This window comes from Candidatus Kaistella beijingensis (assembly GCF_020084865.1).
Taxonomy (GTDB): Bacteria; Bacteroidota; Bacteroidia; order Flavobacteriales; family Weeksellaceae; genus Kaistella; species Kaistella beijingensis.
In genome coordinates this window covers 2269603-2294923 of record NZ_CP071953.1, presented here as the reverse complement: position 1 = coordinate 2294923, position 25321 = coordinate 2269603, and the positions used below count along the sequence as shown (strand labels likewise).

Annotated in this window: 25 protein-coding genes, 2 tRNA genes and 1 rRNA gene; 13 read left to right on the top strand and 15 right to left on the bottom strand. The window is 36.6% G+C overall.

What is annotated here, in order from left to right; all coding sequences use genetic code 11:
- Positions 1 to 5: 5 nt before the first annotated feature.
- The 8 genes from J4771_RS10690 to J4771_RS10655 all read right to left on the bottom strand — a co-directional run bounded on the left by J4771_RS10690 (position 6) and on the right by J4771_RS10655 (position 4281).
- A complete protein-coding gene (locus J4771_RS10690; protein WP_224134990.1) occupies positions 6 to 608 on the bottom strand; it encodes a hypothetical protein in 603 nt (200 codons plus the stop codon).
- Positions 605 to 1393, bottom strand: coding sequence for a COG1361 family protein (locus J4771_RS10685; protein WP_224134989.1), 789 nt, complete (start codon positions 1391 to 1393; stop codon positions 605 to 607). The genes J4771_RS10690 and J4771_RS10685 overlap by 4 nt, the downstream gene beginning before the upstream one ends.
- A 25-nt stretch (positions 1394 to 1418) precedes the next feature.
- A complete protein-coding gene (locus tag J4771_RS10680) occupies positions 1419 to 1889 on the bottom strand; it encodes a hypothetical protein (protein ID WP_224134988.1) in 471 nt (156 codons plus the stop codon).
- Positions 1890 to 2114: 225 nt separating this feature from the next.
- Positions 2115 to 2186: transfer RNA gene (locus J4771_RS10675), tRNA-Glu, on the bottom strand.
- Positions 2187 to 2201: 15 nt separating this feature from the next.
- A complete protein-coding gene (gene rpsT, locus J4771_RS10670; RefSeq protein ID WP_224134987.1) occupies positions 2202 to 2456 on the bottom strand; it encodes a 30S ribosomal protein S20 in 255 nt (84 codons plus the stop codon).
- Between the two features lie 80 nt (positions 2457 to 2536).
- Entirely contained in the window at positions 2537 to 2857 is a 321-nt protein-coding gene (locus tag J4771_RS10665; RefSeq protein ID WP_224134986.1) for a hypothetical protein, read from the bottom strand.
- Between the two features lie 18 nt (positions 2858 to 2875).
- Positions 2876 to 2947, bottom strand: a tRNA-Glu gene (locus J4771_RS10660).
- Positions 2948 to 3000: 53 nt separating this feature from the next.
- Positions 3001 to 4281 (bottom strand): N-acetylmuramoyl-L-alanine amidase family protein, encoded by a 1281-nt coding sequence (locus tag J4771_RS10655; RefSeq protein ID WP_224134985.1) that lies wholly within the window; start codon positions 4279 to 4281, stop codon positions 3001 to 3003.
- A 55-nt stretch (positions 4282 to 4336) separates the two neighbouring features.
- On the opposite strand from J4771_RS10655, the gene J4771_RS10650 reads away from it, so the two are divergent.
- The 3 genes from J4771_RS10650 (at position 4337) to J4771_RS10640 (ending at position 7927) form a co-directional block, all read left to right on the top strand.
- The gene (locus tag J4771_RS10650) at positions 4337 to 6931 is read left to right on the top strand and encodes a putative LPS assembly protein LptD (RefSeq protein WP_224134984.1); all 2595 of its coding nucleotides are present in this window, start codon (positions 4337 to 4339) and stop codon (positions 6929 to 6931) included.
- A gap of 171 nt (positions 6932 to 7102) precedes the next feature.
- Positions 7103 to 7483, top strand: a complete 381-nt coding sequence (locus J4771_RS10645; RefSeq protein WP_224134983.1) for a RidA family protein — start codon at positions 7103 to 7105, stop codon at positions 7481 to 7483.
- On the top strand, positions 7484 to 7927 hold the full coding sequence (locus J4771_RS10640; RefSeq protein WP_224134982.1) for a hypothetical protein: 444 nt from the start codon (positions 7484 to 7486) through the stop codon (positions 7925 to 7927).
- A gap of 66 nt (positions 7928 to 7993) precedes the next feature.
- On the opposite strand, the gene J4771_RS10635 is transcribed toward J4771_RS10640, so the two are convergent.
- Entirely contained in the window at positions 7994 to 9514 is a 1521-nt protein-coding gene (locus J4771_RS10635) for a trypsin-like peptidase domain-containing protein (protein WP_224134981.1), read from the bottom strand.
- Positions 9515 to 9815: 301 nt separating this feature from the next.
- Here J4771_RS10635 and J4771_RS10630 point away from each other — a divergent pair, with 301 nt between their 5' ends.
- The gene (locus J4771_RS10630; RefSeq protein ID WP_224134980.1) at positions 9816 to 10730 is read left to right on the top strand and encodes a dimethylarginine dimethylaminohydrolase family protein; all 915 of its coding nucleotides are present in this window, start codon (positions 9816 to 9818) and stop codon (positions 10728 to 10730) included.
- A gap of 179 nt (positions 10731 to 10909) precedes the next feature.
- Here the strand turns inward: J4771_RS10630 and J4771_RS10625 are convergent, their stop codons facing one another.
- Positions 10910 to 11572 carry a copper homeostasis protein CutC gene (locus J4771_RS10625; RefSeq protein WP_224134979.1) on the bottom strand — a complete coding sequence of 221 codons (663 nt, stop codon included), beginning with the start codon at positions 11570 to 11572 and terminating at the stop codon, positions 10910 to 10912.
- A 66-nt stretch (positions 11573 to 11638) separates the two neighbouring features.
- Between J4771_RS10625 and ctlX the strand changes: the two genes are divergently transcribed.
- From ctlX to J4771_RS10585, 8 genes are read left to right on the top strand one after another with little or no spacing between them, the layout of a single operon-like run.
- Positions 11639 to 12562, top strand: coding sequence for a citrulline utilization hydrolase CtlX (ctlX, locus tag J4771_RS10620; protein WP_224134978.1), 924 nt, complete (start codon positions 11639 to 11641; stop codon positions 12560 to 12562).
- 33 nt (positions 12563 to 12595) lie between these two features.
- Positions 12596 to 12955: an S-adenosylmethionine decarboxylase family protein gene (locus J4771_RS10615; RefSeq protein ID WP_224134977.1), complete on the top strand. Its 360-nt coding sequence runs from the start codon at positions 12596 to 12598 to the stop codon at positions 12953 to 12955.
- Positions 12952 to 14418 carry a DUF4178 domain-containing protein gene (locus J4771_RS10610; RefSeq protein ID WP_224134976.1) on the top strand — a complete coding sequence of 489 codons (1467 nt, stop codon included), beginning with the start codon at positions 12952 to 12954 and terminating at the stop codon, positions 14416 to 14418. Before J4771_RS10615 ends, J4771_RS10610 begins: the two co-directional genes overlap by 4 nt.
- Before the next feature lie 2 nt (positions 14419 to 14420).
- On the top strand, positions 14421 to 14615 hold the full coding sequence (locus tag J4771_RS10605; RefSeq protein ID WP_224134975.1) for a hypothetical protein: 195 nt from the start codon (positions 14421 to 14423) through the stop codon (positions 14613 to 14615).
- 11 nt (positions 14616 to 14626) lie between these two features.
- Positions 14627 to 14842: a DUF350 domain-containing protein gene (locus J4771_RS10600; protein ID WP_224134974.1), complete on the top strand. Its 216-nt coding sequence runs from the start codon at positions 14627 to 14629 to the stop codon at positions 14840 to 14842.
- Complete coding sequence (locus J4771_RS10595) at positions 14835 to 16346, top strand: polyamine aminopropyltransferase (protein WP_224134973.1); 1512 nt, start codon at positions 14835 to 14837, stop codon at positions 16344 to 16346. The genes J4771_RS10600 and J4771_RS10595 overlap by 8 nt, the downstream gene beginning before the upstream one ends.
- Positions 16347 to 16372: 26 nt before the next feature.
- Positions 16373 to 17962, top strand: a complete 1590-nt coding sequence (locus tag J4771_RS10590) for a flavin monoamine oxidase family protein (RefSeq protein ID WP_224134972.1) — start codon at positions 16373 to 16375, stop codon at positions 17960 to 17962.
- Positions 17959 to 18993: a hypothetical protein gene (locus tag J4771_RS10585; RefSeq protein ID WP_224134971.1), complete on the top strand. Its 1035-nt coding sequence runs from the start codon at positions 17959 to 17961 to the stop codon at positions 18991 to 18993. The genes J4771_RS10590 and J4771_RS10585 overlap by 4 nt, the downstream gene beginning before the upstream one ends.
- Before the next feature lie 112 nt (positions 18994 to 19105).
- Here the strand turns inward: J4771_RS10585 and J4771_RS10580 are convergent, their stop codons facing one another.
- From J4771_RS10580 to nadD, 3 genes are all read right to left on the bottom strand, one after another.
- The gene (locus tag J4771_RS10580) at positions 19106 to 21328 is read right to left on the bottom strand and encodes an outer membrane beta-barrel family protein (protein WP_224134970.1); all 2223 of its coding nucleotides are present in this window, start codon (positions 21326 to 21328) and stop codon (positions 19106 to 19108) included.
- 406 nt (positions 21329 to 21734) lie between these two features.
- Positions 21735 to 22076, bottom strand: a complete 342-nt coding sequence (locus J4771_RS10575) for a DUF3817 domain-containing protein (RefSeq protein WP_224134969.1) — start codon at positions 22074 to 22076, stop codon at positions 21735 to 21737.
- 61 nt (positions 22077 to 22137) lie between these two features.
- Complete coding sequence (gene nadD / locus J4771_RS10570) at positions 22138 to 22722, bottom strand: nicotinate (nicotinamide) nucleotide adenylyltransferase (protein WP_224134968.1); 585 nt, start codon at positions 22720 to 22722, stop codon at positions 22138 to 22140.
- Positions 22723 to 22874: 152 nt separating this feature from the next.
- On the opposite strand from nadD, the gene J4771_RS10565 reads away from it, so the two are divergent.
- Positions 22875 to 24452 (top strand): BamA/TamA family outer membrane protein, encoded by a 1578-nt coding sequence (locus tag J4771_RS10565; protein WP_224134967.1) that lies wholly within the window; start codon positions 22875 to 22877, stop codon positions 24450 to 24452.
- Between the two features lie 113 nt (positions 24453 to 24565).
- Here the strand turns inward: J4771_RS10565 and J4771_RS13210 are convergent, their stop codons facing one another.
- Together J4771_RS13210 and rrf are read right to left on the bottom strand one after the other, a co-directional pair.
- Entirely contained in the window at positions 24566 to 24700 is a 135-nt protein-coding gene (locus J4771_RS13210; protein ID WP_262900167.1) for a hypothetical protein, read from the bottom strand.
- A gap of 482 nt (positions 24701 to 25182) precedes the next feature.
- Positions 25183 to 25290: ribosomal RNA gene (rrf, locus tag J4771_RS10560) — 5S ribosomal RNA — on the bottom strand.
- Positions 25291 to 25321: the final 31 nt, after the last annotated feature.

The following is a 25321-nucleotide window of genomic DNA, read 5'->3' as shown; positions in this document are numbered from 1 at the left end:
TCAGATTATCCGTTATTGGGTTGGGTTCTGGGGCGTTCACAATAGAAGTGGGTTTTCCAACTTTGCCATTTCAAATTGTATTTTTTTTCATCCAAAGGTGTAAAAACAGAGGCTGAAACATCTTGTACATCAACAGTTAAAAGAATGTTTTGATTATAATCTTTTTCGCGCACTACCACTTCCGTCTCATAAGTTCCTTTTGAGAAATTGGCAAGCTGAAGCCCAATTAAAATTCTCTCCTGTCCGTTTGGCGGAAGAACCACCGTATTTTTGTTGAGTTTTGGTTGAATCGGTGCTAAATTTCCATCATTATCTTTTAGTTCACGCATCCCTATTCGGTAAGTTTTCGGCACGGAAGAACCATTATTAATGATAAAGGGTACAATGATGCTTTCGTTCGGCATTGCGGAGCGGTAAAGTTTACCGATAAATTTCGGCGGGCATTCTTCTTTTGGCGCACACGCATCGCAATCGGAACTTGTGGGAAGTTTTAAATTGGTGGCATTAAGGCCTGTTTCCAGAATTCCCTTATACATTTCAAATGATCGCGAAAGAATAGTGCCTAAGTTATCGGCGACATTTCCTGAATTTTTGTTTGTGGTATTCATGATTTAGTTTTTATTTTTGTTTCAATATGAGATTTAATTACAAAGGATAAATCCTGGTCCCAAAAACGGATATTTCCGCTGTAATCGTTTTTGCGGTCTGCATTTTTTGGCACTGTAAAGTCGATGTGGCAAAGCGTACTTTCTCCAGGATTGATAATGGTACCGGCTTCCCTTACTTTTGCAGAAAGCCAATCTGCTAAATTCTTTCTGATGTTTTCAGTTACCGAATTCAAGGTGTCATTAAAGCTGGAGGACTTTGCGTCTCGAAAAGCAAAACCAAAAGCACGACAGATAAAATCCATATCTAACGCCGCAATGTGTTTGATTTCCGGAATTTGAAAAGGTAAATTTCCAGCGTTCACCAAAGTGAAGATGATGGTGTGATTGGTTCCCGGCGCCGTATTCTGCAACGTAAAATTTTTCGGGAAAATATTGATTTCGATGTTAGGTTGAACGATCAATTTCACCTTCTGTTTTTTACCGCCGATGTCCAAATACCGGTCATATTCTCCGGGTGCAGTATCGGGCGGGAGTTGAATGTTTAATTGCTGTAATTTTTTTTCGCCGGGCAAAAGTTTCCAACTGATACTTAAATCCGTTTTTTCTGCTTTTTTGGTGTTGTCGGTGAGTGCGATACTCCTTACTTTCACCGTTTCATTCAAGGAATTGCTTAATTGGACATAACCCGACATTGAAGTTGGGATTCCGTTTAAAATTATTTCCTGCTCTTTCTCAATGTTGATATGTTGCAACAAAGCGTCATTGCTTTCTTTGATGAATAACATGATGGGAAGTTTAAAAATTAATGGGCTATTTTCCTTTTATTTCAGGAAAAGGACGGGTATCTGCAGTGCAGCAGTCATCTTCGCACCGTTCCGCAGCATTGGGTACGAAAGGTTCGGTAATAATCTGGCTTTCCCCGCTCATGCACACATCGAACAGTTCGATGCCCAAAAATTTGAAGCACACTTTTGAATAATTAGGTATTCTCACCCTTTGTTTCATTAGGTCTTTGATGTCTTGCAGCGTGAAATGTGGTAGATTTTCGATATCGAACTTATTTTCTGTAATCACAGGTTCTTTTCTATCTCCTTTCAACTGTAAAACGTTGTTGGTCGCCAGATTCCCGCTAAGAACTGTATTCAGGGAACCGTTGTGCTGCACACCGAAACCTCCGGCAAGTTTTGATTCTATGGAGCCATCCAAAGTGGTATCCACATCAAACGGAGCAACGGGTTTCAAATTATGGGTGTAATTTGTTGGAATTGAAGGTACGCTCATGATAATTAGTTTTAATGGTCGTGTAAAGTTATACAAAAAAAATGTATAATAAACTAATTTTAACGTAAAAATATTTATAATATAATAACATATTATTAATTTTATTGCTGAATCAAATAAACGAATAGACTTGTAAAACATTTTTGAAACTATGGAAATAAAACCGTGAATATTCGTTTTGAACATAAAAAAACTCCCCGAACAATGATGTTCGGGGAGTTTTTGTAGCCCGTAGGGGAATCGAACCCCTCTTACCAGAATGAAAATCTGAGGTCCTAACCGATAGACGAACGGGCCGGACTCTTTATTTAATTAAGCCAGTTTGTTAACGTGCTTAGTTAATTTGCTTTTTAAGTTAGCCGCTTTGTTTTTATGGATGATGTTTTTCTTCACCAATTTATCCAACAAAGAGATTACTTTTGGCAATTGCTCAGTCGCAACTTTCTTGTCCTCCTCATTTCTCAATACTTTCAAAGCTGTTCTTGCAGTCTTATGATAGTATCGGTTTCTTAATCTTTTTTTCTCGTTTTGTCTGATTCTTTTCAGCGCTGATTTATGATTTGCCATAACTGTTTCTGAATTGTGGGTGCAAAGATATAACTATTTTTTATTCCTGCAACAATTTTTTAAAAAATTCTTTAAAAATTTTACATTTCTGAGGATAAATATTTTTTCAGCTTGCTTAAAGCCTCCTCAATTTTTTCGTCATCCTGCTCTCTCTCCATTTTTTTGATGGTATTTTCGAGCATAATCATGGCATTATTCCATTCACCGGTGTTATTTACAAAAGTAAAACCATCGATGGTTACCTCAAATGACGCTTTTTCGCTTTCTTTATAAAACCTAAAACTAATTTCCTCATCACTTCCGGTAATGATCCCATTATTAAGTTTCAGTTCGTAATTTTTCGGGCTGCTTAAAATTTTCTTTACGAGCAATTGTGCTTCCTGAATTTTTAAAACCCTCATGATTTTTGTTTTTTATTGTAGCCTATAGGGGAATCGAACCCCTGTTGCAAGAATGAAAATCTTGAGTCCTTACCACTAGACGAATAGGCCTTTGTTTTTCGGACTGCAAAAATATCATTTATCTTTTACACTACAAAACTTCCCTATTTCGCCACTTTCTGAATTACAGTGTTCTTAATTCCCTTCGTATCTAGATCTTTTTGTGCTTTTATAGCGTCTTCCAAGCTGCTAAATTTTCCGTAGGTATAATAAAAAACGCCATTCTCCTTGGTTCTTTCAACTTCTTTCAATGTATTGAGCAAATAAGAATTAGAACTCAATTTTTGCGGACTTACCGCCACTTCAATGGTATAATAACCAATCCCTAATTTTTGAGCAGGAACAAAAGAAATGGAAGTCGCATTATTGAATCCTGCATCTCTTGCTGTTTTGAGGTTGTTGTCGCGAACCGAGGCAAAATTGGTCACACTGTAATAATATTTGTAAAGCCCGTTCTCTTTGATTGGAAGAATATAATTCAACCCTTTCAACGCTGGATCACCACTGTTGTATTTGGTTGGAGTGGACATCAGCAAAATTCTGAAATCATTTTTCAATGGCTTTTCTTCCGGTTTTTCAGGTTCAAGTTTTGAATTAGAAGCATTCCTGTCTCTTGCCTTTCTATAGCTTACAATAGCATCGTAAATACTTTCCGCAATTTCATTCTGTCCTTTTTCGGAAGCGAGATACATCGCGTCATCATAATTACTAATGAATCCCGTTTCAATCAAAACTGAAGGCATTGCATTTAATCTTAAAACGTGAAGGTTTTGCTGCTTTACGCCACGTGAAAATCTCTTGTCTTTTTTCTCAAAATTTCCTTCTACAAAACTTCCAAATAAAAGGCTACTTTCCAAATATTTACTCTGTTGGATTTTCAACGCAATTAAAGATTCCGGTGAGCGAGGATCGTATGAAGCGAACATTTCCTTATCTTTTTCATCAAGGTAAATTACGTCGTTTTCCGCTTTTGCCACTTCTAAATTGGTTTTGTTCTGATCCGGTCCCTGCACAAAAGTTTCCGTTCCATAAGGTGCACTTCGAGTGTTCGCATTACAGTGAACCGAGATAAATAAATCTGCCTTGCTTCTGTTGGCAAGATTTGTTCTGTCGATTAATGAAGGGTATTCGTCTATTTTTCGGGTATAAATTATTTTGTAATCTTTGTTTTTTTCCAACATTCGTCCAAGCTTCAAAACCACGGCAAGTGTAACGTCTTTTTCGTTTAACCTACCTGTTTCGGGATACACTCGATTTGCACCGAAATCTGTTCCGCCGTGACCTGCGTCTAAAACAATGGTAAACTTTTTCTGTGCACCGCTGAACGTGAATAATAAGACAAAAATTAAGAGGAGATATTTTTTAAAAGAAAAACTGCGATTCATCTTTAGATTTTAAAAATTATATTAATTTTGAGCCCAAATTACAGAAAATACCGTATTGCTCAAAACAGGCATCAAAAATATAATACCTATTTTAATTATCCTAATTTTTAACAATTTTTTAGCAGTTTTAAATGCTCAAAAATTGCCTGAAAACAAGATAGTTAATGACACTATTCGCAAAAAAGACACCATCGTCGTAAAAAAAGAACAGCTGGACGATGTGGTCGAAAGCAAAGCCGACAACATCCGAAACGACATCCCGAAAAAGATGACTTTCCTGAACAAAAAGGCGCAGGTAAAATATCAGGATATGCAGATTGACGCGGATTATATTTCTATCGATTGGGACAAATCGCTGATTTTTGCTCGTGGCGAGTTGGATTCTTTAGGAAAAATAAAAACGCCCGCCATCGCAACTCAAGGTGGTAAAAAATACGAGTACGACGAATTCACCTACAACATCAAAACAAGACAGGCAATCGCTTTCAACGCGAGAACGGAAGAAAGTGAAGGTGTAATCGTAGCCGAAAAAACCAAAAAATACAACGATTCCGTTTTCTTCATGCGACGTGGAAAATATACGACCGACGAGTATTTCATCAAGAAAAAAGACACGATTGCCGATTATTATTTGCTCGCTCCAAACATCAAACTGATTAAAGGAAAAAATAAGTCACAAGTTATTACCGGTCCGATTCAAATGTATATTGAGCAGGTTCCAACGCCTTTAATAATGCCGTTCGCTATTCTTCCGTTTTCGGATAAAAGAAGTGCGGGAATTTTGATTCCAAGTTTTGGGGAGCGTGAAGATGTTGGGTTTTTCTTGAACGGGTTGGGTTATTATCAACCAATTGGCGACCATTTCGACCTGAAAATCCTCACCGATATTTACACCAAAGGAAGCTGGAATTTCCGGCCGGAAGTGAATTACAAGAAAAATTATCGATACACCGGCAATTTTTCGGCAGATATTGGAACCACAATTAGAGGGATTAAGGGACTTTCCGACTACTCAAAAGCAAGTACTTATCGAATTGCGTGGCGACATCAGCAAGACCAAAAGGCGAATCCGTTCTTAACTTTCTCTGCTTCGGTGGATATGGTGAGTAATAAATTTTACAACAACACGGTCAATAATAATTACGCCTTTAATCAAAACAATTTAAACGCTCAACAAAACTCCACCGTGAGTGTAATTAAGAGGTTTTTGACGCTTCCTGTGACGATTACGGGAACGACTTCTTATTCGCAAAACTTTTCAACCGGTTTTTCAGATCTGAAACTTCCGGTGGTGAACGTGGCGATTAATCAGTTTTATCTTTTCAAGCCTAAAACTGGTGTAAGACAAGGACTTTTAGAAAACATTACCGTCAATACAGGATTGAATTTCAATAATTACGTGCAAACCAATGCGGGTGAACTTTTCACCAAAACAATGTGGGATAAGATGCAAACAGGTTTGAAAAACAATATCAGTTTAGGAACTAATACGACGATTGCAAAATATTTCACTTTTTCTGTTAATGCCAATATCGACAATGCTTTAACGACGAAAACTTTAACGAGATTCTACAACCCGTTGTCAAACAAAGTGGAAGATGTTCTCAATAAAAAAATTGCAGGATATTCTTCATTTACTACGGGTGCAAGTTTGCAAACGGTTCTTTATGGAATGTTGAACTTCAAGAAAGGCTCGCCAATTCAGGCGATTCGCCACATGATGACACCACAGATCGGGTTTTCATATTCACCAGATTTCTCTGCTCCCGGTTTTGGATATTATAAAAATTATTACAACGACCGCGGCGAAATGACGCAATACTCGATTTTTGACCGAGGAATTGTGGGAACTCCGAGTTCACAGCTGGTTCAGGCGATGACTTTCAGCATCAACAATAATGTGGAGATGAAAGTGAAATCTAAAAACGATTCTACAGGCGTAAGAAAGCTGAAGATTTTTGAAAGTCTCAATTTCAACACCAGTTACAATTTTGCAGCGCCAAGTCACAAATGGTCGATTTTCCAATTCAGTGGACAAACAACACTTTTTGAGAAACTTAACCTGAATACGAGTTTAGCTTTAGAACCTTATCAAATTTTGTTTGCTCCGGGAGAAGATACGGGAATCAGAACAGAGAATTTCGGGCATTTCAGCGTTCAAGGATTTAATGCGCAACTTTCTTACCCTTTAAGTGACGCTATTTTTAGAAAAAAGGATGAAAAGCAAGACCTTTCTAAAAAATATTCAACGAAAGGTGAAATCCGCAACGAAAATTATTATTTCGATGAAGATAATTACGCGAGATTTGAGCAACCTTGGACTTTGAACATCAATGCGCAGTACGGTTACACCAGAAGTTTGACGAGATTCGGAAACAAAATGGCGTCGATTGGTTTGGACGGAAGCATAAAACTTTCACCATATTGGAACCTCAACGGAAACCTTTACTACGACGTGATTACCAAAGAAATTGCCAATACGAGAATTGGTTTTTCGCGTGACCAAAGAAGCTTCACCATTAATTTCAACTGGATTCCTTATGGACAATATAAAGTGTATGATTTCTTCATCGGAATTAAAGCCAACATTTTGCGTGATGCGCTGAAATATAAGGACAGAAGTTTTACACAGCCGAATGCGCCGTTTTAGTGAGTAGGCGTGTTGGTGAGTGGGTGAGAATTCCCCTTCTTTGGAGGATTGGCAGAAATTTTCTCCGAAAATTTAGTGACGGGGTGGTTTAAACATCAAACTTGAAACAAGAATGTGGAACTCGGAAAAAATTTTATATTTGCGAATTGAATCTTAACGAAAAGGTATACAATGAAAAAACTGATATCTACTACAAACGCACCAGCTGCAATCGGGCCTTATTCTCAGGCGAATTTTGCAAATGGGATTCTTTATATTTCGGGGCAAATCCCTTTAAATTCTGAAACGGGAAAATTGGAAGAAGGCATCACCAAAGCAACGCATCAAGTGATGAAAAACTTGGAAGCCATTCTTACGGAAGCAGGTTTAACCTTTAAAAATGTAGTTAAAGCAACAATTTTCTTGAAAAACATGGATGACTTTGCGGTGATGAACGATATTTATGCTTCTTACCTCGATTCAGAAAGTTATCCGGCGAGAGAAACGGTTCAGGTTTCCTGTTTGCCAAAAAATGTGGATATTGAAATCTCAATGATAGCTCACCAATTCTAAATGAATTTTCTGCGGAATACTTTTGGTGTCCTTGTTGGACTTGCTGTTGCGGCACTAATTATCTCGATTGGAGTTCGATTGAATCCGTCGTGGATTAACTATGAGGAAATCGCGCCATTTCAACGCTGGGAAAAAGTTCTGAAAAGCGTGGAACACAAACCTTATTTTTTTGTGGCATTGCTTATTTCATCAGGTATTGCTGCAACAATTGGCGGTGTTGTAACTGCGATTATCGTAAAATATGCGAAAGTAGCCTACGCCATTTTGATCGGGTTTATTTTGCTGTTCATCGCGATGCTCGACATTATTATTTTTCCGTATCATCCTACTTTTTATAAAATTTTAATTTTCCTCACCTTCTTTCCTTTTGCTTGGATGGGTGGAAAAATCACAGAAGTCATCTACGAACGAAAAAAGCGGCGAAACCGAAGATTACAGAAATAAAAAACGCAACTTTCAAAGCTGCGTTTTTTCATTATTAATTATTACTTCTTAATTATTCATCAACTATTAAGGCATTTTAAAACCTCTTGTGGTAATTCTTCCGTATTCATCCACATATTTCACTTGAACGTTTCCTTGATATTTGTCGAGAATCTTTTCAACATCTTTCTGCGAGTTTACCGGTTTACCGTTGATTTCGATAACGATGTAATTATCAACAATTCCAATTTTCGACATTTCCAATCCGTCCACTACGTTCTTTGCAATTACACCACTGTTTAAACCATAGTCTGTTTTAAACTTCTCACTTAGCGGTTCGAATTCGGCTCCAATTTTTTCAGTAACGGTCAAGTCTGCTTTGCTTCTGAAGGATGTTCCTCCTCTTTCATCTTTTAAAGTTACGTTTACCGTATTTTCTTTACCATTTCTCAAGTACGTTACTGCAACCTGATCTCCCGGTCTTTTACTTCCTACCGCGAAAGAAAGGTCGTAATAACTGGAAACAACGGTATTGTCAACTTTTGTAATAATGTCGCCTGTTCTTAAACCTGCATCTTCTGCTCCGCCTTTTGCAGCAATATCCACCAAATAAACACCTTCTCCCGTTTTAATATTGGTCTTTTTTTGTTGATTGTATTGTGCAACCGATCTTTGATCCGACAAATCTAATGGAACTACTCCCAAAAATCCTCTTTGAACCAAACCAAATTTCTTGATATCTTCCACCACTTTTCTTGCCAAATTTGCAGGAACCGCAAATCCGTAACCTTCGTAATATCCTGTTTTCGAAGAAATTGCAGAGTTAATTCCAATCAACTCACCATTTGGATTTACCAAAGCTCCGCCTGAATTTCCCGGGTTAATCGCCGCATCCGTTTGAATAAAATTTTCAATCGGAGTTCTAGATTGTTGGCTTAACAAGTCAATACTTCTACCCTTTGCAGAAACAATTCCCGCGGTTACTGTAGAATTCAATCCCATCGGATTTCCTACCGCTAAAACCCATTGTCCAACCTCAACATTGTCGGAATTGGCAAAATTCAAATAAGGCAGACCTTTTTCTTCAATTTTTAAAAGGGCAATATCTGTAGTTGGGTCAGTTCCCACCAAATTCGCTACATAAGTTTTTTTGTTGGACAGTTGAACTTCCAATTTTGTTGCACCTGCAATAACGTGATTATTCGAAATAATGTAGCCATCGGGCGAAATAATTACTCCTGAACCCATTCCACGCGGCATTTCCTGTTGCTGTTGTTGTTGCGGCTGTCTTTGTTGATTTCCACCAAAAGGATTTCCAAAGAATAAATCGAATAAATCCTGATCACTTCTCTGCGAAGTTCTGTTCGAGAAATTTTTAATACTTACTACAGCGGGAACCGTCATTTTAGCGGCTTTCACAAAATCGTCGCCCACTCCGGTCATATTAAAAGATGCAAATTGGGCATCATTGTTTTTCTTTGGTGCGAAATAGGAAAATTCCGAATCGCTGTTTTTTACTCCAAAATAATTAATTGCCCCAAATGTTGTTGCTCCGGAAATTACTCCCACTAAAGCATAAGGAATTAGTTTTTTTAATGTATTCTTCATCGTCATAAATTATTTATCTTTTTACTTTCACGAATATTTACTGAACAAATTTAATGCTAAATAAGTATTAATAAAAACGTGATTGTTTCAATTTTAACTATTATTTAACAAGAATTAGAAGTTTTTAATTGTATTTTAATTTTTGATGTAAATTTTCCTGACAGGTTAAAAATTCAAAGCGGAAAATTTGGCAGAACAAGAAAATCAAGTGCCAAAAGGACTGTATGCTATTTTTACACGTTCTAAAAAAATTTCCCCACTTCGATTGGTTTGTTTAAATTTGTCTCAAGCCACAATATTTATGAAGCTCAACATCAAAAACGAAACCGCCAAACTAAAATCCGTAGTTCTGGGACAACCCGGCTCGATGGGAAAGATTCCAACACTTGAAGAAAGTTACGATGCTAAATCTTACGACACCATTCTAAAAGGAATTTATCCGAAAGAGGAAGACATCATCCACGAAATGACCGAGTTTGAGAAGGTTTTAAAAAAATATGACGTTCAGGTTTTTCGTCCGGAAATCATTGAAGATTACAACCAGGTTTTTGCTCGCGATGTTGCTTTCGTGATTGAGGACAAAATGATTATTTCCAACGTCATCCAAGACAGAGCCGATGAGCAGGACGCCTACCGAAAAATTTTTGAAAAAGTAAAGTGGCGCAACATTATCAACCTCCCAGAAACTGCCCACATCGAAGGTGGCGACGTGATTGTGTGGAACGATTACCTTTTTATCGGAACTTGCTACAGCGAGGATTACCGCAGTTTTAAAACCGCCCGAACAAATGAATATGCCATCGAAATTTTAAAGGAATATTTTCCTAAAAAAAGAATTCTGGATTTCGAACTGATTAAAAACGACAAAGAACCCTACAAAGGAATTTTACATTTAGACTGCACTTTCAATCCTGTTGGAAAAGACAAGTGCATCATCTATAAAAATGGTTTTGTGGATGAAAGCGACTACAACTTGATTCTCGATATTTTCGGGGAGGAAAACTGCTTTCATGTAACCGACGAGGAAATGTTTGAAATGTTTCCCAATATTTTTTCAATTTCTCCCGACGTTGTGGTTTCCGATAAGGCCTTTACAAGAATGAACAATCACCTCCGAAACGAATGGGGAATCACCGTAGAAGAAATTCCATATCGCGAGATTTCTAAAATGGGTGGATTGTTGAGATGTTCTACGTTGCCTTTGGTGAGGGAGTGATTTTGTTGGTGAGTGGGTGTGTTGTTGGGTGGGTGAGATTGTAATAAAAAAATAAAGTTATGGCAATAATCAGATTTCACACAGAATTAGATTGTATATCGAAAGTCTTTTGATGTTGCGATGCAAATGTATCGGTTGTCATGATCCACTCACCAAATCACCCACTCACCAACAAGAAACTACCCGCAATTCAACTTCAACCTCTTAATCTCATCATCCGTTGGAAAAGTATCGTACTTTTTAACCGCTGATGAATGAAAGAATCTTCCGCCTGTAAATTCTTTCAATTCTGCAATGTTTTCTGAGCGAACTCCGCCGCCGATGAGAATGTTGATTTTATATGAATATTTATCAATCAATTTTTTCAACATTTCTTTTCCTTCCATCGCATTTGGTTGTCCGCCGGAAGTGATAACGTTGGTAAATCCAAGTTTAATTAAAGTTTGGATTGATTTTTCCAAATCTTTGGTACGGTCAAAAGCTCGGTGAAAAGTGGACGGAATTCCTGCTGCAAGTTCGATAAGTTCGGCATTTTTTTCTTCATCAATTTCGTGATGTTCATTTAGAATTCCGAAGACAAAACCGTCTGCGCCGCCTTCTGCAAATTCGATGACACTATTTTTCATCTGCAAAAATTCTGCATCGGAATAGAAAAACGGGCCGCCTTTCGGACGAATCATCACATAAATCGGTTTTGAAAAATTGGATTTCAAAGAGCGGAACTCATAAAAATCTGGGGTTGTTCCTCCCAAATCGTGGTTGGCGCAAAATTCAATTCGGTCGGCAACAGATTTTAGAGCGACTTCGGCGGAAGTAAATTCAAAGCAGGCAATTTCTAACATATCTTTTTTAAATCTCTATAAATTTAAGTAATTTTGAAGACATTCAAATATTAAAAAATTCTTTAAATGCAGACAACCGATACTGTTTTGATGATTGAGCCGATTGCTTTCGGATACAACGCGCAAACTGCGGAAAACAATTATTTTCAGGTAGAACAGAAAGATTCTGATATTCAGCAGAAAGCACTTTCCGAATTCAATAATTTTGTGGAAAAACTTCGCTCGAAAGGAATTAACGTGATTACCATTAAAGATACTTTAGAGCCACATTCTCCCGACTCGATTTTCCCGAACAATTGGGTTAGTTTCCATAAAGACGGAAAAGTGGTTTTGTATCCGATGTTTGCCCCAAACAGACGAGTTGAGCGACGTGAAGATATTTTAGAAACCATAAAAAATCAAGGTTTTGAAATTGCGGAAGTGGATGATTTTTCCCATTTCGAAAATGACGACAAATTTTTGGAAGGAACAGGAAGCATGATTTTCGACCACGACCACAAAATTGCTTACGGTTCGGTTTCCCTTCGTTTGGACGAGGAGTTGTTCAGGAAGTTTTGTGCAAAATTTGGTTTTACTCCGGTTGTTTTTCACTCCTTCCAAAATGTGGGCGACCAAAGACTCCCGATTTACCACACCAATGTCATGATGTGCGTTGCAGACCATTTTGTCGTTATTTGTTTGGATTGTATTGATGATGAATTAGAACGCGAAAAAGTGGAGGAAGTCATCAAATCCAGCGGAAAGGAAATCATCGAAATTTCCGAAGACCAAATGCAGCAATTCGCAGGAAATATGTTGCAGGTACAGAATTCCGAAGGAAAAAAGTTTTTGGTGATGAGCGAGACTGCATATAAACCGTTAACTCCCGAACAAATTCAAAATATTGAAAAATACTGCGAAATCATTTATTCTGACTTGAATACCATTGAAACCAATGGAGGCGGAAGTGCAAGATGCATGTTGGCGGAGGTTTTTTTGCCAAGGAAGTAATTTTTTCCTAATATTACTTTTAAAATAAATTCTTTGAAAGAATCCTACAGCAAAGGTTTGCACATTCTTCTGACTTTGAAAACAGAGTCGGAATATTTGTTGTTAAATTCCGAACTTTTCTTACATTACATTTCCAAAATTCTTGCAGAAAACGAGACCGAAATCGTGGGAATCGCCAAACATATTTTTGAAAACGGAAGTTTTACGGCTGCAATTTGCTTGAAAGAATCTCATCTTTCCATTCATACCTGGCCGGAATTTAAGCAACTTCAAGCGGATATTTTTCTGTGCAACTACATCCACGACAATACCGAAAAGGTAGAAAAAATCACAGCGGAAATCGTCAATTATTTTAACGCAGAAATTCTGCAGCAAGATCGTATTTACAGATGATTAGTTACGCTTGTCCGGTTTGTAAAACAGAAAATACACTTGAAGCCAACTTTCAGGTGACCGATTACGTTTGCAAATCCTGCAACAACCTCATCAGTACAGAAAATAATAAAACGAGAGGAGTTTTAAAGCAACCCGCTTCAAACGTTGTTTTAAAAGTGGGCGACAAAGGATTTCTCGACGGTAAAAATTTCACAGTCATTGCAATTGTTGTCAAAAAATACGGAAGTTCTACTTTCTGGCGGGAATACTACTTAAAGGACCAATCCGGAAACAACGCGTTTTTAAGTGAAAGCGATGGACATTGGGTTTTAATGTACCCGAAAGAAAATCCGCTCAAAGATTTTAAATATTATTCTGATTTCGAAGGTAAAAAATACAGATGGTACGAAACCACACCAAACAATGTTGCCGCCGCTTCAGGATTTTTTGAAGATAAACTCGAATTAAAACTTTCCAATTATAAAGAATTTGTAAACGGAACCGAAATGGTTTCCTGGGAGGAAACTGGAAATAAAAGACAATTTTTCTGGGGAAAACACATTCCGAAAGGAAAAGTCAGAAGAGCTTTCAAACCTTCATACATGCCCAATTATTACGGAATTGGAATTGTGCAGCCGTTTTACTACAATGTGAAACATATGGTAAATATTCTTGGAGTTGCGGCATTGTTGATTTCTTTGATGCAGCTTTATGTTCATATTTCGAGGGCAAACTATCCGGTTTTTGAAGAACAAATTAACTTTTCGGATGCGAAAGACAAAGAGTTGGTCAGCAAATCCTTTGAATTAAAGGGAGGTTCGGCTCCATTAAAAGTTAAAATTAAGTCACAGGTGGACAATTCCTGGGCAAATACAGAAATCAGTTTGGTGAACGAAAGCACCAACGAAATCACGTCCACTTCACAGGATATTGAATATTACCATGGAGTAAGCGATGGCGAAAGTTGGAGTGAAGGAAGCACTTCCAAAGAAATAAATTTCTGTGGTGTTGCTCCAGGGAAATACCATTTTTTAATTTCTGCCGAAAAAGAGCAAGGAGCGCTTGTTTATCCCACTTCACAAACTGAAATTTCAGGTAGAACCGTGACCGTTCGTCCCGATGGTTTGGTGGAAGTTCGTGATGCCGTCACAGGAAATCTTACAACTTATGGAGATATTTCGACTTACAGAAAAGATTCTCTGAATTTTGCTGAATTTGAAAAAGTGAAGAAAAAACAGGATTCAATCAATGGACTTTCCAATCTGCCTTTAAACACGGAACCAACAGTTGCAGAAATCAACCCAGAAAATCAAAACATCAGTTTGAAAGCGACTTGGCTACCTGTTTCCCTTTGGAATTATGGAATAATTATGGCTGCAATGGCAGTTTTTGTGGCTCTTTCTTATTGGGGAAAATATGCTTTTGAAAAATCAAAATGGAGCAACAGTTCCAATTCACCTTATCCAGAATCTGAAGAATAGTGATGGAAAATATTTTAAACTACATAAAAAACAATTGGCTTCTGGTGGCAATCGCTGCATTTTTCATGGGTTTTTACATTTACTTAACTTACAGCGGAAATCAATTCTGCGACTGCGCAAAAACCGAAACTTATCGTGACGGAACCACCCGAAGCTCCACTCACGGACGAACTTTTTATCGATATTATCACAAATAAATCAAAAAATTATGGGCGAAATGCACTGGACACCAATTATCAATTCCGTTTTGTTTTCATTTCTCGGAATTACAATCCTGTTAGTAGGATATTTTATTATCGAAAAACTTACCCCAGAAAAAACCTGGAAAGAAATTGTGGAGAATAAAAACATTGCTCTTGCGATTATTTTCGGAGCGTTCATCATTGGGATTTCTATGATTATCAGTGCGGCAATTCATGGATAAAAAACGGATTTCCTTCGAACTGCTTTTGCTGTTTTCCGTTTTCGTCATCGCCACTTGCGGATTGGTTTACGAACTGGTTGCCGGAGCTTTGGCCAGTTATCTTTTGGGCGATTCGGTAAAGCAGTTTTCATTCATCATTGGCGTTTACCTTTTTTCGATGGGTGTCGGTTCGTATTTCGCAAAATTTATCCAAAAAAACTTACTCGACCGATTTGTTGAAATCGAAATTTTGGTTGGATTAATCGGCGGAATAAGTTCGGTCATTCTTTTTCTACTTTTCAATACAGTGCATCATTTTGAGTGGGTGCTTTATCTTTTGGTTTTCATTACAGGTTGTTTGGTTGGACTAGAAATTCCTCTATTAATGAACATTTTGAAAGACAGAGTTGAGTTTAAAGATTTGGTTTCCAATGTTTTTGCGTTCGATTATATTGGTGCTTTGCTCGCTTCGATTCTGTTTCCTTTAGTTTTAATTCCAAATTTGGGAATTATTCGAACTTCACTGTTTTTTGGTTTAATTAATGTATCCATCGCCATTTTTCTTTGTTTTTATTTGAGGAGAGAACTTCGGAACCCAATTTCATTAAAGATTAAGTCCATCACTACTTTTTTAGCTTTACTCGCTTTATTTATTTTCGCCGATAAAATTTTAAGTTACTCGGAAGAAAAATTATATGGGGAGAATATTATTTACAGCCGCTCTTCGCCTTATCAACGAATTGTTCTAACGAGAAACAGCAATGATTTTCGGCTTTATCTCAACAACAATTTGCAGTTTTCTTCCGCCGATGAATATCGTTATCACGAAGCGCTTGTTCATCCCGCAATGTCAATGGCTAAAAACATCAAAAGAATTCTGATTCTTGGCGGTGGTGACGGTTTTGCAGTGCGTGAAGTTTTAAAATATCCAGAAGTTGAACATATTACTTTGGTGGATTTGGATGGTGAAATGACCAAGTTTTTCCAGCAAAATGAAACGATGAACAAACTGAATCACAACTCTTTAAACAACAAAAAATTAGAAATTGTCAATCAGGATGCGTTCATGTGGATTAAAGATTTAGATAAAACTTTCGACGTTATTATCATTGATTTTCCCGACCCTTCCAATTACAGTTTGGGGAAACTTTATTCGCTACAATTTTATAAGGAGTTGAAAAAAGTGACCAATCCATCGACTAAAATAGTTGTTCAAACCACTTCACCTTATTTTGCTCCAAAATCATTTTGGTGCATCCAGAAAACTTTGGCGCAGGTTTTCCCGATGGTGGCGGCTTATCACACTTACGTTCCTTCGTTTGGTGAATGGGGATTTTGTTTGGTTTCAAATTCAATGGAGAAAGAAACAATTCGCAAAATTTCGGGACTTCGTTTTTATGATTATAATTTTGACCAAATGGCTTACTTCAATAAGGACATGAAGGCAGAAAATTTGGAGGTCAACCGACTCGACAATCAAATTTTGGTAAGGTATTTTGATGAAGAGTGGGGAAAGGTTCAGTAAAAATGTGGTAATTCTTCAGGCAATCAATGAAAAAGGGAAATCAAATTTCACGTAGAAATTTTCTGTCCATGCTGTTTTGGGCAGGTCTTTTTATACCTTTTTTTCAGTATTGCGAACAGAAAGCAAAATCGCTTCTATTAAAAGTCACGGGAACCAATCATGTTTTAGGTCATCAACTTTGGGCGAAAAATTTCCCGAAACCAACTGAAGAAATCAAAACAAAGTATCTAATTGTCGGTGGTGGAATTTCAGGACTTTCTGCGGCTCGACATTTTAAAAATCATGGCGAAGAAGATTTTTTGATGGTAGAACTTGAAAATCATTTGGGTGGAAATTCCTCAAACGGCGAAAACAAATTCTCTAAATTTCCTTTGGGAGCGCACTATTTGCCAATTCCAAATAGAGAAGACACGGAAATCATTGAATTTTTGCGGGAATGTAAAATGTATCTCGGCGACGATGAAAACGGATTGCCTATTTTGGACGACTATCAATTAACTTTCCCAAAAGAAGAACGGCTTTTCTTTAAAAATTCCTGGCAAAATGATTTGGTTCCGTTGAAAGGAATTAGGGAGGAAACGAAAAAAGAAATTGAAATCTTTTTTAAAATGATGGATGAATTCAGAACCAAAAAAGACGCTTTAGGAAAATATTGGTTCGATATTCCGCTCAACAAATCGAGTGATGATGGAAAAAATCTTGATGAACTCACTTTTGCAGATTGGCTTTCCAAAAATAATTTCAAATCCGAAGAATTGCTTTGGTTGCTCGATTATTCCTGCAAAGATGATTACGGTTTGGGAATTCAATACGTTTCAGCTTGGGCGGGAATTCATTATTTCGCCGGAAGAAAAAACAATTGGGCAACCAACAGAACCGACCAGGTTTTTACTTGGCCCGAAGGAAATGCCCGACTCGCAAAACATTTAGAAAAATTTACAGAAGACAAAAAGCTGACAAATCATTTGGTTTTTTCCGTAGAAAATAATGAAAAAGTGGAAGTTTTGGCTTTTGATAATTCTAAAAAGATTTCAAAAAAAATCATTGCAGAAAAAGTACTTTTTGCGACACCTCAATTTGTAAATCAGTATCTTTTTAAAAATAGAAATATCAAAAATTTCCAATATGTTCCTTGGCTTTTGGCGACTTTAACATTAAAAAATGAATTTGGTGGCGAAGATGAATTAGCGTGGGATAACGTAATTTATGGTGCAGAAGGTTTAGGCTATATTTACGACCAACACCAAAACCTGAACCAAAATCTGGGCGAAAAAGTAATTACTTATTACAGAAGTTTCTCTGAAAAAGATTTAAAAGAAGCACGCCGAAAACTGTTTAATCTCAAAGAAAATGAACTGAAAAAATTAGTTTTAGACGAACTGAAAATCGCCCATCCTTTAATTGAAGACTATCTGTTGGAAATTCAGTTTCATAAATTGGGACATGCAATGATTTCGCCCGTTCCGAACCAAATTTTTGGGAAAGAAGCAGAAAATGCGAGGAAAAATATTAACGGAAAAATATTTTTTGCACATACTGATTTATCGGGAATATCTATTTTTGAAGAAGCATTTCATCAAGGAACAAACGCCGCAAAACAAATGTTGAAAACATGAAACAACCGTGGATTAATAACGCTAAAACAGATTCGCTCTTTATCCTTTCGCCGCCATTTTTGGTCTTGGCAACGGTTTTTCTTTTTCAAGATACATTGATGGAACTCAATGAAAAATACAGTTTTTTCACGTGGCTTTTTTTGATTGTCTTCGTCGATGTGGCGCATGTTTATTCTACCCTTTTCAAAACCTATTTCGTAAAACAAGAATTCGAAAAACGGAAAAAACTCTATCTCACCATTCCAATATTGAGTTTGGTTTTAGGAATTATGTTCTACCAATTAGGAAGTTTGATTTTCTGGTCGGCTTTAGCGCTGGTTGCGGTCTATCATTTTATTAGACAACAATATGGTTTTATGCGGCTTTACGCAAGATTTGAACCCAACAACCTTCATAAAAAAATTGACACCGCCGCAATTTATGCCGCCACAGTTTACCCGATGCTTTATTGGTTTGGAACGCCGAGAAAATTCAATTGGTTTGTAGAAGATGAGTTCAATTGGATGGGAAAACTTCCTAATTACATTCCTGTAATCACCATTCTTTATTTTGTAATTCTAGCGGTTTGGATTTTGAAAACGGTGGCGGTTTTTGTGAAATTTAAGGAATTCAACATCCCAAAAAATGCAGTGATTAGCGGGACTTTTCTGTCATGGTATTTCGGAATTGTCTATTTTAATAACGATTTGATTTTTACTTTTCTCAATGTCGTTTCGCATGGAATTCCGTATATCGCCCTAATTTATCTGAACGAGATTGAGAAAAAAGATGATGCTTATCTAAAAAAACTTTCCGTATTCAAATCAGGGATCGGAGTTCTTCTGTTTATTGGAATTCTTTTAGTCATCGCTTTTTCAGAAGAATTTCTGTGGGAAACTTTTGTTTGGAAAGAGCACATTTCTTTCTCTAATTTCTCGTTATCTGGAGATTGGCAAATGTTGCTGGTTCCGTTGCTTACCGTTCCGCAACTCACCCATTATTTGTTGGACGGCTTTATTTGGAAGAAACCAAAAAAAATTGGTGAGTTTTAGTTTTATACCGCCTCATTTAATCATCAAGCCTATTGAAAAAATCAGCGCTTTTGCAAAACGCCGATTTCAACAATTTAATATAGAGAGGTATGAGAAATATTTTCAGTTAAAATTAATTTCCAGTTCTGTTTTTAATGTCGCTTGCTGCACCTTCAATGTTTCTCGCCTTCTTAATTTTCTGGTTTCCAAAATTATAGGTAATCGCCAAAGTTGCTCTTCTGGAATCTTGATATTGGTCGATAGAATTAAATTTTCCGCTTGCCTGAACATCATTAATAATAATTTTGTTGGTTTTCAAAACGTCTCTTAAATCAAGAGAAAAAGTCCAGTCGTTCCAGATTTTTTTTACATTCAAATCCAGTTGTTGAAGCGGACTCAAAGTTCCCAAATCAATTTTATTTTTTCCGAGATAGAAATAATTCACCCCCAAAAACCAGTCTTTTTTAGAAGAAAGTCGAATCGTATTCTGTGCCTGGAAAAATGGCGTCACCAAACTTCCATCCACCACATAAGGATCGAAAATTTCATGAGTGATTGGATCCATATTTACGCTTCCTTTATAGGTGTTGATTTGCATTCCAATGGTGTAATTCACATTCCAGATTTGTTTGAAAAACTGTTTGTTCATTCCCAAATTTGCGCTGAAATTATTTTCGGTTCCATAATTTGTACGGATATACCGCAACTCGCTAACTCCGTTTACCGTTCGCTGCAATGGAACTTGAGTCGTTGCATCTTTGGTGTAAGAATTCGATAGTTGAAGAAAATACGCATTGTTGAACATATACATCAACTCTTGATTAAATACAGAAGAAGCTTTCACAAAAGGATTATTCTGTACATAATTCACTTTGGTCAAATAAATTCTTTCGGGATTGATTTCCCAAAAACTTGGTCTTTTCATTCGACTTGTAAAAGAGTATGAAAGCGAATTTTTGTCATTGATATTGTAATTCAAACTTAAAGTCGGAAGAAAGTTTTGGTGTTTTCTTTTCACGTCAATCGCGGTTCCGAGAATTTGCCCGTAACTGTCGGTAAATTCCATTCTTGCGCCGATTTTTGTAGAAAATTTCTCACCGAAATTTTTGTCCACATTCACATAAACTCCCGAAATTTTTTCATCATAAACAAAGTGGTTGCTTTGATTGAGGTCTCTCACATAGTTTCCAGTGGTTAAATCCAAATTTTCAAGATATGTGTCGTTATCTGTTTTAGTCTTGTTGAAATTTCCACCCACACCTAAAGTGAAACTTTTAAAAACCTTTGTAAAATCAGCCGTTCCCGAAAAATTATCGATATCCTGTGGAATTCTTTGATTGAATTTTCCTTCCAAACCTGTGATGAGATTTTGAGAATCTGTAATATTGGTAACGCTTTTGTTATTTTCGGTTTGATTGTATTTCAAATAGGCAGCGTTCAAGTTTAACTTGCTTCCCTTCTCGCCAAACTTTACTTCGTAATTCAAATTGAAATTATTATTCAAATGATGAGAATCCATGAAGTTTTGAGTTCTGTTGTAATGCGTTTGCCAAACATTGTTGTTATCCAGGAATTTAATGGTGTTGAAAAAGTTGCTTTGCGTGTCTTTATTCTCGCTGTACCAAGTGTTGTAAGAAAATCCCACGGTTTGTTTTTCAGAAATATCGTAATCAATATTTAAATAACCACCTAAATCGAAGGTCCCGTTTTTCACGTAACCTACCGAATTATTGCTACTTTTAGAGTCGCCGTTATTCATGGCATATTGCTGATTTCTGATTTGGTTTATGGAGTTCAAATTGGTACTGATCGCCCATTTATTTTTTCTAAAATTCAAACTTGCAGAAGCGGATTGACTGTTGTCGATTCCCTGATAATTGGTCATTCGAAGATTTCCGTTGGTTCCGTCGGTCATTTTTTTCTTCAACACGATATTGATGATTCCGTCCGAACTTTCTACATTAAATTCACTTCCAGGAAGTGTGATGACTTCTATTTTTTGGATGTTTTCAGCGGGAGTGTTTTTCAAAAGAGCTTCGATTGCATCGGCGTTCATCTGGGTTCTCTTTCCGTTGATATAAATTACGGCGTTGCTTTTCCCGGCGATTTTCAAGGTTTTGTCGTCGGTTGAAGAAACCAATGGCGTTTCTTTAAGCAAGTTAAAGGCAGTATTTCCTTTTGCAACAGGCGATGCAGCGACATCAAAAACCAATCGGTCTGCTTTTTTTTGAAACACTTTTTTGGAAACAACGACTTCCTGAATGTCTTTTGTTTTGGCTGAATCCTTTTTTGGTTTTTCTTGAGCAAAAGCAACAAATCCTGAAAGAAGTGAAAGTGCAATGATTAATTTTTTCATGGTTTTAAGTTTAGGAAAAAAGAAAGAGAAGGAAGTTTTTGGTGATTAGTTTTAAAGCTATTAGTTTCGGTTATGAGTTTACTTCCTTCTTTTCTTTTTGGTTATTCGTTTTTTGGTTACAAGTTTTTTGGTTATCAATTTTACATTGCAAAGATATGTTATTATTTTAGTATTATGCAATACAAAGTAGTAAATAAATTTTAATCCATCATCTAATCAACTGATAATCAACAATAAAAATTTTACAAAATTTTTTTGGATTCAATTAATTAGACAACTGAAACTTGAAAAATGTTACAGGTGAAAGATTAAAAAAGTGAATTTCTTCGAGTGAATATTGTTCGCCGTCAATTTTTCTGTGACGAATTTAGTAGTGGAACAAATCAAATTTACTGCTCCAGATGATTTAATCTTCCCGATCAAATCTCGCATACTTTATTTCAATCCAAATTGTGGCAAAAGGGAAAAATGCAGAAATCAGGGCAAAGACGAAATCCTCATCGTCCCATTTATAAATTTTTCTAGCGGGAAGAATCAGCAAAAGGTACAGCGTGAAAAACAATCCATGGATATTTCCGATGGTTGCAATATAAATAATGGGCAACAAACCATCCGGGTCATAACGAATCCAAATCATCGCGGAAAATAAAAATGCCCAGGAAATGGCTTCAAGTTTGCAAACTTGATGGAACCATTTCGTGATTTTCTCCTCACCATGTTTTTCTAAAAGTTTATCTACCATTTCCATTTTTTCTTTCAAGTTCAACGTTGATGACGGTTTGCTACAACTGCCAATTACTTATTGCTCATTACTTATAAAAAGAAGAGCCATCCAAATATTCAAAAACTTCCGGCGGCAGCATCGGTCGTACATTTTTCCCAAGCTTGATCATCTCCCGAATTTCTGTAGCGGACAGTTCTATTACAGGTGCTTTGATTAAATGAATGTTTTCATGCTGTAAGTATTCGTGGTCTTTTTTCTCGCCTTCAAAAACTCTCGGATAAACGATGATCTGATGATTTTTAATTAAAGTTTCCGAGTTTTTCCATTTTGCAAGTCCGTTCAAATTGTCTTCACCCATAATTAAAGCAAAGGAATTGTCGGGATATTTTTCATGAAGGTAAGTTAAAGTATCAATAGTGTAACTTGGTTTTGGTAAGGAAAACTCTACGTTTGAGGCACGCATTTTCGGATAATTTTTTACGGCGAGTTGCACCATGTCTAAACGGTTGTGGTCTTTCAGCAGAGATTTTTTGTCTTTAAATGGGTTTTGCGGACTTACCACAAACCAGAGTTCTTCCATATCCGAGTTTTCCAGGATATAGTTTGCCAAAATCAAGTGCCCAATGTGAATGGGGTTGAAACTGCCGAAAAAAAGACCTACCTTCTTCATATATTTTGAAACAACTAACTTTCATTGAGTAAAATCAATGGAAATTCTTTAATTTGTACCAATAAAATTACAGTCTGCAAGATAATAAACTTACCTTAATTCTGTTGAATTGTTACTGACTGCTTTTGAAAAAAATCCTCTACATATTCACCATGTTTTTATGTGTATTTCTGAATGCGCAGCAAAAAGAATTTTGGTTGAATGATGTTCAAAACGGTAAAAGAATTTTGGCTAAAGATTCTGTTTTGGCGGTGAAGTTTCTGGATTCGCTTTCCCAGAACAATTATTATTTAATTCAGTTGAAGGACGTAAAAAAGGAAGGCAGCCACACTGAAATCTTTTTCGACAAGGGAAAAAACTTCAACGAAGCACAGGTAAAAATTTCCGATGAGATAGAAAAAAACACCAAACTCAATAAGGAGTTCTTTACCAGAAATTTAGACTCCTTAAAAAAGTCAATCAGCGAAAAGTATCGAAATCAAGGTTTTTCCTTCAATCGTGTTAAGTCAAAATATCTTGGAATAAAAAAAGGGATTCCACAGGTTGAAGTTTCTGTGATTCCTGGGAATCAACGAAAAATGGATGCTTTCGTTTTCAGAGGTTATGAAAAATTGCCAAAACGTTTCGTGAAGAATTTGGAAAAAGAATTCCAAGGAAAAGTTTATGACGACAAAAATTTGATGCAGATTAACCAGTCGCTGCAAAACCATCCGTTTGTACTTTTAGAAAAGCCGCCACAAACTTTGTTTACGAAAGATTCAACGCAGATTTTCCTTTTTACCCAAAAGAAAAAATCCAATTCTTTCGACGGGATTTTAGGTTTCGGGAACGACAAAACCGACAAATTTACCTTTAATGGAAGTTTGAATGTGAATTTCAGAAATATGTTCAACAGTTTTGAGAGCATCAATATTTTTTGGCAAAGAAATCCGGACAAAGGTCAAACTTTCGACTTGAAAACCGATATTCCATATCTTTTTGGTTCCAATGTGGGAACGAATATCAATGTAAATATTTACCGTCAAGACTCTACTTTTGCGAATGTGAAATTGATTCCCGCGTTTTATCTTCACCTCAACAACCGACAAAAACTGGGCGTTCGAGGAACGTTTGAAACCTCAACCGTGATGGATTCGCTGTATGTTCAAGGAAAAGATTACGTAAAAAAAGGAATTGGTGCTTTTTATGAATTCAACGAACCGACTGAAATTGAACTCTTTCTCTATAAAACACGAATTCGCGCAGAAGCTGATTTTATTTCGACTAATTATTCAAAGGACAATTTAAATGTTACTCAAAATAATTTCTACTTGTTGGGCGAAAGAAATTTTCATCTGAAAGGTAATCATTTTTTAAATCTTAAAGGTGAAACCGCGATGATCAGTTCCAAAAACGATTTCGCAACAAACGAACTCCTCCGCTTTGGCGGTTGGAATTCTTTGCGCGGTTTTAATGAAAACTCCCTCTATGCCGATTTCTATTATTACGGAACTGCGGAATACCGTTATCTGGTGGGAAGTCAAGCCTTCTTCGATATTTTTGGGCAATACGGGCAGATTAACAATAAAACACTTTCACTGAAACCAAGGTTCTACAGTTTCGGTTTGGGTTTCAATTTCTTTTTACCGATTGGTTTAATGAGCTTCCAGATTTCGAATGGAAATGAGTTTGGAAATCCCTTTAAATTTAACGACACCAAGATTCATTGGGGGATTTTGAGCAGGTTTTAACAAAAATTCCGCCTCTTTCTTTAAGAGACGGAATCTAATTATTTATTATGAATTATTTACGGCTTCCAAAAAGACCACTTACTGCCGTTGAAAACAATCAGTCTGTAATCTGCCTATCCTGTTGTAGGCTTTAGGAACGTCATCATTCCTGCTGCAGGGCTTGTATAATACCAGCTTTTACACATCAAAAGTCTGGTTTCCAGACTTATCTCCTTACTTTTTTCAGCAAGGATAATACCTTCGGACAAGTAGCTTTCAAAGTTTTCTGTATTAAGAGAGTTTACTTTAATGGTGAGGATTTTCTGTATAAAATTTAAAGTGCCTTATTCATAATTAAGCTTTTTAGAAAGTTTATAGGCATCAGTCCAAATCTTCATCAGTTCATTTTGACTGTATTTAGAGTATGCTTCCGAGTTTTTAAATAAAGCCAATAAACTGCCAACCTTTTGGGTGTTATTAAAATAAAAAGTGCCAAAAACAGCAATCGCCAGTAATCTAAAAACAATTCTCAGAAATGTGATTTGATGCCTAAAGTTATGCCTCATATATAAAAAAAAGCTAAGAAACTATTTGTGAGAAGAAACTTTCCTATGTTTTTGAAAATAAAATCGTGTCAAAAACAACTCAGGTTCTCATCAATTCTGCCTAATTAATACTAGAATAATTAACTAACTTTCAAAAGCAACAAAAAAAGTCCCCAACTACGTTAGTAATTGGGGACTCTGAAAAAAACTGGCGGCGGCCTACTCTCCCGCGTTAGCAGTACCATCGGCGCTGGAGGGCTTAACTTCCGTGTTCGGAATGGGAACGGGTGAGCCCCTCCGCTAAAACCACCCTAAATATTATTATAATTAGGAGATTAAGAGATT

Coding starts and splice junctions, on each gene's coding strand:
- J4771_RS10630 (WP_224134980.1), top strand. CDS start 9,816: ATGAAGCTCAACATCAAAAACGAAACCGCCAAACTAAAATCCGTAGTT.
- J4771_RS10645 (WP_224134983.1), top strand. CDS start 7,103: ATGAAAAAACTGATATCTACTACAAACGCACCAGCTGCAATCGGGCCT.
- J4771_RS10625 (WP_224134979.1), bottom strand. CDS start 11,572: ATGTTAGAAATTGCCTGCTTTGAATTTACTTCCGCCGAAGTCGCTCTA.
- J4771_RS10685 (WP_224134989.1), bottom strand. CDS start 1,393: ATGTTATTCATCAAAGAAAGCAATGACGCTTTGTTGCAACATATCAAC.
- J4771_RS10665 (WP_224134986.1), bottom strand. CDS start 2,857: ATGAGGGTTTTAAAAATTCAGGAAGCACAATTGCTCGTAAAGAAAATT.
- J4771_RS10565 (WP_224134967.1), top strand. CDS start 22,875: ATGTTTTTATGTGTATTTCTGAATGCGCAGCAAAAAGAATTTTGGTTG.
- J4771_RS10680 (WP_224134988.1), bottom strand. CDS start 1,889: ATGAGCGTACCTTCAATTCCAACAAATTACACCCATAATTTGAAACCC.
- nadD (WP_224134968.1), bottom strand. CDS start 22,722: ATGAAGAAGGTAGGTCTTTTTTTCGGCAGTTTCAACCCCATTCACATT.
- J4771_RS10635 (WP_224134981.1), bottom strand. CDS start 9,514: ATGAAGAATACATTAAAAAAACTAATTCCTTATGCTTTAGTGGGAGTA.
- J4771_RS10655 (WP_224134985.1), bottom strand. CDS start 4,281: ATGAATCGCAGTTTTTCTTTTAAAAAATATCTCCTCTTAATTTTTGTC.
- J4771_RS10575 (WP_224134969.1), bottom strand. CDS start 22,076: ATGGAAATGGTAGATAAACTTTTAGAAAAACATGGTGAGGAGAAAATC.
- J4771_RS10600 (WP_224134974.1), top strand. CDS start 14,627: ATGGGCGAAATGCACTGGACACCAATTATCAATTCCGTTTTGTTTTCA.
- J4771_RS10640 (WP_224134982.1), top strand. CDS start 7,484: ATGAATTTTCTGCGGAATACTTTTGGTGTCCTTGTTGGACTTGCTGTT.
- ctlX (WP_224134978.1), top strand. CDS start 11,639: ATGCAGACAACCGATACTGTTTTGATGATTGAGCCGATTGCTTTCGGA.
- J4771_RS10580 (WP_224134970.1), bottom strand. CDS start 21,328: ATGAAAAAATTAATCATTGCACTTTCACTTCTTTCAGGATTTGTTGCT.
- J4771_RS10590 (WP_224134972.1), top strand. CDS start 16,373: ATGAAAAAGGGAAATCAAATTTCACGTAGAAATTTTCTGTCCATGCTG.
- J4771_RS10690 (WP_224134990.1), bottom strand. CDS start 608: ATGAATACCACAAACAAAAATTCAGGAAATGTCGCCGATAACTTAGGC.
- J4771_RS10605 (WP_224134975.1), top strand. CDS start 14,421: ATGGAAAATATTTTAAACTACATAAAAAACAATTGGCTTCTGGTGGCA.
- J4771_RS10585 (WP_224134971.1), top strand. CDS start 17,959: ATGAAACAACCGTGGATTAATAACGCTAAAACAGATTCGCTCTTTATC.
- J4771_RS10610 (WP_224134976.1), top strand. CDS start 12,952: ATGATTAGTTACGCTTGTCCGGTTTGTAAAACAGAAAATACACTTGAA.
- J4771_RS10595 (WP_224134973.1), top strand. CDS start 14,835: ATGGATAAAAAACGGATTTCCTTCGAACTGCTTTTGCTGTTTTCCGTT.
- rpsT (WP_224134987.1), bottom strand. CDS start 2,456: ATGGCAAATCATAAATCAGCGCTGAAAAGAATCAGACAAAACGAGAAA.